1 protein-coding gene and 1 pseudogene are annotated in these 1,436 nt (G+C 73.3%); both read right to left on the bottom strand.

Annotated features, from left to right (window positions below; genetic code table 11):
- Positions 1-164: 164 nt before the first annotated feature.
- Positions 165-326 carry a hypothetical protein gene (locus tag AOK15_RS45960; RefSeq protein WP_167738933.1) on the bottom strand — a complete coding sequence of 54 codons (162 nt, stop codon included), beginning with the start codon at positions 324-326 and terminating at the stop codon, positions 165-167.
- 144 nt (positions 327-470) lie between these two features.
- A pseudogene (locus AOK15_RS40770) lies at positions 471-1,436 on the bottom strand (hypothetical protein); the annotation flags it as partial.

Below are 1,436 nucleotides of genomic sequence, written 5' to 3'. Positions count from 1 at the left end.
CGCTACACCCGGCCCCGCCCCCGAAGTGACGGGGCGGGGCCGGGTGTAGCGGTGGTGCGCGGTCCAGCGTCGGATTGACGTTTCTTCAGATCGAAGGTCCGGACCGAGCGTAGATGCATCGCAGGCGCACCGGATCGGTGCCGGAAATGACTCGTGCCGCGGTGTCAGGCGGCCGTCGTCGTCTCCGCCTGCTCGATCGGCTTGCGGTGACGCCCGCGAGGCGTCGTCTCGGCGTCGTGGGCCGAGATCTGGCCCCGGTGCCTGCCATGGCCTTCCGCCTCGTGGGGGTTGGCAGTGGGCGGCTGAATGGTGTGCGCGTCGCTCATGGAAAGTGTTCCCCGTCGGCATGATCTTCTTACAGGCGGGTGAGTTTAACGGCCCTTGGCACACGATCCGAAGGCGCCCAAGGGCGTGTCGGCCTCCACGGTGACGCCTTGGCCGAAACTCGCACAGGCCTGGCACGAGCACCCTCACCCGACGGTCACCTCCTTGCTCACCCGCCCTTCCAACGGAGCTTGTTGCAACGGCACCGGCCGGGTGGCGACGGTGAGTCCGTCCGACACCGCACCCTCGGTCTCGGGTGAGAGTTCCGCCGCGCCCGCCGCGCCCATCAGCGCCATCGCGCCTCCGGATTCACCCGGCGTTCCTGGCTCCCCGAGCGCGCCCATCTCGGATGCGCTGGGCCCGCCCGGCCCATCTGATGCGCCCGGCGTCCCCGGCGTACCGGGCGCGCCCGGCGCATCGCACATACCCGGTGGCGCCCCCTCGCGCGCCGGCACGACCCCTGCCGCACCCTCATGCGCCGACCCGCCGTGCGGCGGTTCGCAGGGGTCCGGCTCGTCCCCCCAGGGCACTCCGACCCGTGCCACCCCGCAGCGCACCATCCCTGTGGCGTACGGCAGTTGCAGCACTCCGTCCCTGGTCCACAGTCCGGCCCCCGTCAACCATCCCTCGGGGGCGGGCAGATGGTGGACCTGCCGGGAGGCCGGGCGCCACAGGCCGACCCAGCTGCCCCGGGCGCCGTCCACACGGAGCGCGACCGCGCACCTCTCCGGGGTCAGGATCTGGCCCGGCTGGATGGCGAAGGGGGTCATGCGGTGGCCGTCGGGGACCCGTAGGCACTCGGGGAAGCGGACCGGCAAGGTGCTGCCCAGTACGCCCCAGCCGAGCCGGTCGTGGCCGGGCGAGGGCGCGTCCGAACTGATCAGCAGCAGCCCGCTGTCGGGGTCGGCCAGCAGCAGCCGGTCGTCGCTGTCGTCCGCGATCTGGAGAAGGGGCGAGACCTCGCCCCCCTCCAGGTCCACCACGACCGTCTTGGTCCGGCCGTCCGCCTCCCGGTCCAGGGCGAGCAGCCGGCCCGTCCCGTCCAGCCAGACCCCGCCCGAGCACCGCCCCGGTACCTCCGCCGCCCGCTCCGGCCCGAGCGCCCCGCCCGC

The sequence above is a fragment of the Streptomyces ossamyceticus genome, assembly GCF_001418475.1.
In the GTDB taxonomy this organism is placed as follows: Bacteria; Actinomycetota; Actinomycetes; order Streptomycetales; family Streptomycetaceae; genus Streptomyces; species Streptomyces ossamyceticus.
This window is presented reverse-complemented; position numbering and strand designations above follow the sequence as displayed.

What these genes read in the sequence shown, in the direction of transcription:
- AOK15_RS45960 (WP_167738933.1), bottom strand. Translation starts at nt 326, where the DNA reads ATGAGCGACGCGCACACCATTCAGCCGCCCACTGCCAACCCCCACGAG.